General features: G+C 71.0%; 5 protein-coding genes. All 5 read right to left on the reverse strand.

The genetic code is table 11. The features are described 5' to 3' along the window. Positions 1 to 244: 244 nt before the first annotated feature. Positions 245 to 1,213, reverse strand: a complete 969-nt coding sequence (locus FF041_RS00825) for a TniB family NTP-binding protein (RefSeq protein WP_153520568.1) — start codon at positions 1,211 to 1,213, stop codon at positions 245 to 247. 68 nt (positions 1,214 to 1,281) lie between these two features. Further along, positions 1,282 to 3,396 carry a Mu transposase C-terminal domain-containing protein gene (locus FF041_RS00830; protein ID WP_323390880.1) on the reverse strand — a complete coding sequence of 705 codons (2,115 nt, stop codon included), beginning with the start codon at positions 3,394 to 3,396 and terminating at the stop codon, positions 1,282 to 1,284. Then, positions 3,393 to 4,160 carry a TnsA-like heteromeric transposase endonuclease subunit gene (locus FF041_RS00835; protein ID WP_407698092.1) on the reverse strand — a complete coding sequence of 256 codons (768 nt, stop codon included), beginning with the start codon at positions 4,158 to 4,160 and terminating at the stop codon, positions 3,393 to 3,395. The genes FF041_RS00830 and FF041_RS00835 overlap by 4 nt, the downstream gene beginning before the upstream one ends. Before the next feature lie 153 nt (positions 4,161 to 4,313). Then, positions 4,314 to 5,651 (reverse strand): DNA-binding protein, encoded by a 1,338-nt coding sequence (locus tag FF041_RS00840; protein WP_228387955.1) that lies wholly within the window; start codon positions 5,649 to 5,651, stop codon positions 4,314 to 4,316. A gap of 320 nt (positions 5,652 to 5,971) precedes the next feature. After that, a partial coding sequence (locus FF041_RS00845; RefSeq protein WP_228387956.1) for a helicase associated domain-containing protein occupies positions 5,972 to 6,382 on the reverse strand: 411 nt, incomplete at its 5' end.

The following is a 6,382-nucleotide window of genomic DNA, read 5'->3' on the forward strand; positions in this document are numbered from 1 at the left end:
CGGAAGGATCCGGTAACGCTCGGAGGGGGGTTTGTTGGTGTGCTGGGTCGTTGGTGGCCTGGAGTGTTGTGGGTTTGTTGAGAGGCGGATTTGGCGGTTCGTCGGGGGTGGCCGAGGTGTGTGGGCTGGAGTTATGTGTTCTGTGTTGAGTGGGGCTGGGTGTGTTGTAGTTAGTTCTGGCGTGTCATGGCCCGATTGGTGTTTGTGCTGGTCAGGGCTGTTCTGGCTGCTCGGTGGGTGTGGGCTATCGGCTTCGGCGGGGGCGGTGGTGGGTTTCGGCGAGGTGGTCGAGGCGGATGGTGTCGAGGGTGGTTTTGGTGATGCGTTCGGTGCCGTCGTGGATGGCGGTGATGGCGGCTTGGCGGATGAGTCGGGTGAGGGATCCGATGCGGCCTGCGGTGCGCTGGTGGAGGTAGGGGGTGTGGCGGGGGAGGGTGCCGGGTTTGTGGTGCTGGAGGTCGAGATGGTTTTCGATGTCGGTGATGACGTCGCGGAAGGGGTGGCGGGTGCCGTGGCGGGCGGGTAGGGGGCCGCAGTCGACGAGGGTGGCGCGTCCGGCGAGTTGGGCGCCCCGCGTCCCGGTGAACAGGGGTGTGTCGGTGACGTTGATGCCGGCGTGGACGAACGTGGCGGGGAGGCGTTCGCTCAGGTCTTTGATGAGGTCGGCGGTTTGGGCGCCGGTGGTGGTGCGGGGGTTGAGGCGGTGGATCTCGTCGATCATCACCAACTGGACACCAGCCTGGGTGTAGGTGTGGCAGACGGCTTCGGTGATCTGGGTCTGTGTCATACGCGCGGTGACGGGGATGCCGAGGTAGCGGGCGAACTCGGTGATGAGGGTCTTCGCGGTCGCGCCGGGCGGGACCAGAACATACGCGACGGGTACCGCGGCATGCGCTGATCCCGGTGACGGCGGGTTTTTGCGGGTGTGGGCGAGGTGGCAGGTACGCCCGACGTTCAGGAGGGCGGTGGTTTTCCCTGCTGCGGCGGGCCCGGTGACGATGAGGGAGGGCCGTGCGGTGGTCTGCTGGTGGCGGCCGAGAATCATCAGGGTGCGGACCTGGGTGGCCAGGGCGTGGATGGCAGGGGTGCGGATGGTGACGAAGCTGGAGTGGTAGGCCAGGCGTTCCTCCGCACTGCGGGGCGGGTCGCCGGGCCGGGGAGGGACGACGGGGTCGGTGGTCGCGAAACGGTGCCAGCCCTGCCAGGTGGTCAGCGGCCAGGACGGCTCGGCTCCGCCGATGCCGCCGGCTGGTGTGCTGCTCGCGCCTGTCTGGCTGGGGTTCACCATGTGGCGGCTTCCTCGTGCGCGTTGTAGAGCCCGAATCCGGTGGCCGGGGCGGGGCTGTCGTCGTCGTCGGGCAGGTCGTCGAGGTCATCGATGCTGTCGTCGTTGCCTTCGTCGCCTTGCTGCGCCGGGCTGCCGGCGGGTGCTTCGGTGCCGTGGTCCCCATCGCGGGCTTCGGGGAGCGGGAGGCGAGCGGTGCGGGCCATGAGGGCCTGCTCCGTTGTGGTGGCGTGGCCGCTGTGGACGCGGCGCATGAGCTGGTCGAGGGCGTCGGCGAGGCCGGCTTCGTGACTCTCGGCATCACCGTGGTTGCCATCAACGGCCTGGGCGCGGATGTGCTGCCAGGTGCGTTCGTCGAAGGGCCGGTGGACGTGGTCGCGGTGGATCCACGGAATCTCGGTGAGTTCACCGTCGGGAAGCCGGACCCAGATCTGGCGCACGTCGTGCGGGTTGTAGTGGATCTCCCATTTCCCGCCGCGGCCGGCGACGGGGGAGGCCTGGCCGCGGTGCGGGGCGAGGAGATCCGCGTCGTAGGTGCGGTGGTGGATGGTGATGCCGGCGGGGGTGATGGCCTGCCGGCGCACGGGCAGCAGTTCGAGGTAGTCGCGCCCGGTCAACGGGACGGGTACGTATCCGGCGACGGCGACGAGGACGGCCCACATCTGGTTCGGGGTGAGTGCCTTCCTGGGCATCATCGGGTGGCGCAGACCTTCGTGGGGCCGGTGGTGGTAGTGCACCAGCCACTCATCGAGGAGGTCTTGCAACTGGGCGACGCTGTAGCAGGCGTCTTTCTCGGTGTCGGGGCCGCGGCGGGCGACGTCGGATCCGGTGTAGCCGGGCAAGTGCTGGCAGAACAGGGCGTTGATGGAGCCGAAGGTGCGCTCGACGATGCCCTTCGCGGTGGGGGCACGGGGCGGGGCGGGCTGGACGCTGATGCCAAGGCTCTCGCAGGCGGCGGTGAACGCCCGGGAGACGAAGACCTTGCCCCGGTCGACGACGATCGCCTCGGGCAACACGACCGGCCGGGCCGCCGCACCGGCCAGACGCTCATCCAGCGTGACCAGCCGCTGGCAGGGGAGCGCGCGGGCATGGTCCATGCGCAGGATGTCCGGCCAGGTCGGCCTGGCCGGGTGCGGGACCGCCATCTCCGCCAGCAGCAGGGCCGCATCCACCGCCTTGGTCGCGTTCGGGCACAGCACGGCGGCCAGGATGGAGCGGGTGGCGACGTCGACGGCGATAGTCAGCTCGGGCCGGGCCAGGCGCCCGTCGTCGAAGAGTGCCAGGACATCCAGGCGGGTGGTGTCGATCTGGACCTGCTCGCCCGGCCGCAGCGCCATGGCGGGGGTAAAAGCCCGCCCCTCGACACTCGCGGGCACCTGCCGCACCGGACCACTGGGCAGCTCACCGGGGCGGGCGAGGGAGGTGACGAGCCGGTACAGCGTGGCCTGGGACGGTACGGGCACCGCGCCGGGGCCGTGCTGTTCCTGAAGGATCTGGTTGATGAGGGGGAACAGGCCGTTGATGGTGCCTTTGGAGCGCCCGCGTCGGCGGCGCAGTGCTTCACGGACGGCGGCGACGACTCGTTCGTCGGAGCGCCCGGTGGTGCTGGAAGCGCGGGTGGTCCGGTGGTCGAGGAGTCCCCACAGTCCCTGTTTGCGGTAGGCCAGGCGCATGCGCTGCACTGTGGTGCGCGACACCCTCCCGAAGCCGAGCGCGGTCAGCTCCTTAGCCTTGGCCTGCTCCCGCTCGGCCAGGGTGTGCCGTGCGGGGTCGTACGGCTCCCGCACCGCTCCAGCACCGCCGGGCCCGTCGGCAAGGCCGCATTCGACTTCTCTCACGTGCCTCTGCCAGGCCAGGGCCTTCTCTCGCGCCGCGGCGGGGGCGGTCTCGAACAGCCCCCACTGCGGGGCCGCCTGCGGCACGTCGGCCCCGATGACGCTGAAGCCGGGATCGGCGAACAGGTACCCGGCGAGCACCGCCTCGCCACCACCGTCCGGGCCGACGAGGTGGATCACCTGCCCGGACAGGGCGACCACCTGCCACTTCACACCGCGGAACCGGACCTGCGCCCCGACTTTCACCGATGGCCGGGCATTGCGCCGCGCGGTCACCGAGCCCCTCCTGCCGTGCGACCCGGGCCACTCCAGCCTGCAGGGCCAACCATCACGTGTTCGTGCAGCGGCGCCTCCAGATCTGCCGTCACCCGCCCGTGCCACAGGGCGTGAAAGACGGCGGGAAGAATCTCGATCGGGTCGCCGGCCGCTTCAACGCCCTCGATCAGCGGCCGCGGCCGCGCGAACGCCTCCACAACCGCGGGCGCCAGGCCGGGGCGTCCGGCGTTGCGGGGGTGGCGGTAGCCGGCCAGCCATTTCAGATTGGCGGCCAGGACGTCGTCGAGCGGCGCAAGGCGCCGGTAGGCCCAGCCGATCTCCTCACACGCCGCGCTCACCGCTGCGGCGGCCTGCACCGCACGGTCGCCGCCGGCTTCCGGGTGGCTGGGGCAGTCGGCCAGCAGACCCGTGCCGTCGCGATACCGGGCGAACAACTGCGGTACCCAGGAACGCACCCGGCCCCGCTCCTCGCGCCACGTCAGCCGTACCGGACGTCCCGCGAGCCCGGTCACGTGCGGGTCGCGGTCCAGGACCATCAGCTGGGTGCGCATCGCGTTCGACCCGGCGGCCACGTGCCGCCCGGTGGTCGCCGACCACCACAGCCCCGGCCCCCAGCGGCGCCCCGGGATCACCGGGAACGCCGACACCGGCGGCAACTCCGCGAACGCCACGGCCACGGCGGCATCCGCCCATCGCTGCTGAACCGGCTGCCCCACCGGATCGAGGAACACCGCCTCGAACCCACTCCGACGATCCACGGCCACTCGCCTCGCCCGGCCCCCGGGCCGGGCGGCCTCTCCTGTGCTGATCACCCGCGTCAGCCAAGCCGCTCCCGCCGACAAGCATCGTCGTTTTCAGGGTTTCTGCCACAAACGAGTGCTGTATCAGCTAACAGCCGATGCGTCCCTGCCTTGTTCTCAGCCGTCGTCTTCCTCCCCACCTGCCGACAGCATCCTCTTCAGTGTCCCGGGAGACATATCCGCCCACCGGGCTACCTCCTCCAACGGCACTCCGCCGTTCACCGCCGCCACCGCGGTCCGCTTCCAGGCCGCTTCGACCAGACCGGCACTGTGACCGAGGCCTTGCAGCACCTGCCGGGCGACCTCGGCGGTCGGCCCGCTCTGCACGCCGCGCAGCTGCAGCAACTGCTCCTCGGCACTGCCGATGAGACTGCCGATCCGCATCCGCTGCTCGGCCGGCACCACCGCCCGCCACATCGTCCCCGAGCCCGGCGCCCTCTTCTCCTTGCCCAGCACCCGCAACTGCCCGGCCATCGTCACCGGCTGATGCTCCCGGCGCAGCCACCAGGGGTCGTTGTCGTACCCGGGGGGCCCACCGGCCCCACGGCGCAACCGGATCACGCTGCTCATCCACGCGATCAGCGGACCGCCATGGTCCGCCGCGGCCAGCGGCCCGAGCCACTCCCGTCCGACACGCTCTCCGAGCCGGCGGCAGAACAGCCCGTCGGCGGGCAGCGCTTGCGGCCGCCCGGCACCGCTGTCCACCCACACCAGCTCGGCCATTGCCGGATCCAGCAGCGCCTCGGCGACCGCCACCCCCTCCGGGAAGACGACCGCGCCCCGCCCCACGATCCGCCACCACTCGAATTCCGGCCCGGCATCCCCGCCCGCGACCTGATGCAGCCGCCGAGGCCAGACCGTCTCCCGCTCCCAGCCCAACGCCTGCTCCCACCACCGGCCTACCACCGCACCCGCCAGTGCGAACACCCGCTCCGGCCCGGACCCCACCCGCACCGCCCGCCGCGCCACTCCCGCCCACCGCCGCGGCGCCGCGGCCATCTCCGGTATGTTCCGTACGTCCAGATACTCGTAGGGCTGGTCGGCGTCCGCGTCCAGGAGCCACCTGCCGTGCCGGATCCACACCCGGGACCAGAGCGGCATGTACCGCACCGCCCGCACGCCCGCCCCCGTGCGCCGCGCCGTGCACAGACGGCAGCCGAACGCCACCGGCCCGGCGAGCACCCCACCGACCCGCCACACCGCCGTCGGCGCCTCGTCCTCTTCGGCGGGCAGCCTGGCATCCTCCAGCCCGCAGGACGGCAACGCCCGCGCCAGCACGCCTTCCTCGACGCCGCACAACTGGACCAGCAGCCGCCTGCCTCCGGCGTTGAGCAGCACATCGGCATCAGCCCGAGGAGCCCCGCTCTCGTGTCTGGGCTGCTGGCTGCGCCACTTCCAGATGGACCGCAGCGACGATGTCTCAAGCCCGTAGCAGGCGGCAACACGGCCGATCAAAGAGGCCGTGGTCTCCTGCGGCAGGGGCGCAATACGAAGAACTCCAGCACGGGAGAGACGACTCTCCGGGATGCCTGGGACATGGATCACACTGGGCCTCAGCTTTCTGTGGCAGATACGTTGCGTGCGGGCCTGCTGCAGCAGCGGACAACGCCCGCCCACATCCCTGCAGCCGGTCGAGAACGCAGGATCGACTGTTGAGCACCCGAGGCCACCAAGATCGTTTTTGTGCAATTGTGCAAGTGGGCCGTGTCCCGAGGTTCTGGCACTGGACGACCGTTCCGCGTGGAGGTGCTGGTGCCACACGGCATGCCGGTCCTCTACCGTGCCCATTTGATGCCGAGGTTGGCGAGGGCGACCAGCTGCTCGTCGGTGAGCTTGTCCCGCCGGCTCTTGGTGTTGGAGATCCATACCCCGAGTTTCACGGGTACCGGCTCCGCCTCGCCGTCGACTGCGATCTCCACGACCGCGCCGCGTGGGACGGGCCGCTGCCCCTCCTTCTGCACCCACACCGCCAAGGCGGTCAGGCCCCGCTGGAACGCCGCCTGTGCCTTGTTCCCCGGCTTCTTCGGGCCCTTGAGGGCGGCGGCCAGCGCCGGACGGAGCTCCGCCGGGGCGATGGCCGCGGGGAGGGCCGCGCCCCGTACGCCCAGCGCCCCAGGCGGTCGCGCTGCTCGGGCAGGAGCTGTGCCCACGTGCCCGGTTCCTGCTGCCTCCACCTCCAGGTGCCG

It is taken from the genome of Streptomyces jumonjinensis (assembly GCF_009600885.1).
GTDB classification, from domain to species: Bacteria; Actinomycetota; Actinomycetes; order Streptomycetales; family Streptomycetaceae; genus Streptomyces; species Streptomyces jumonjinensis.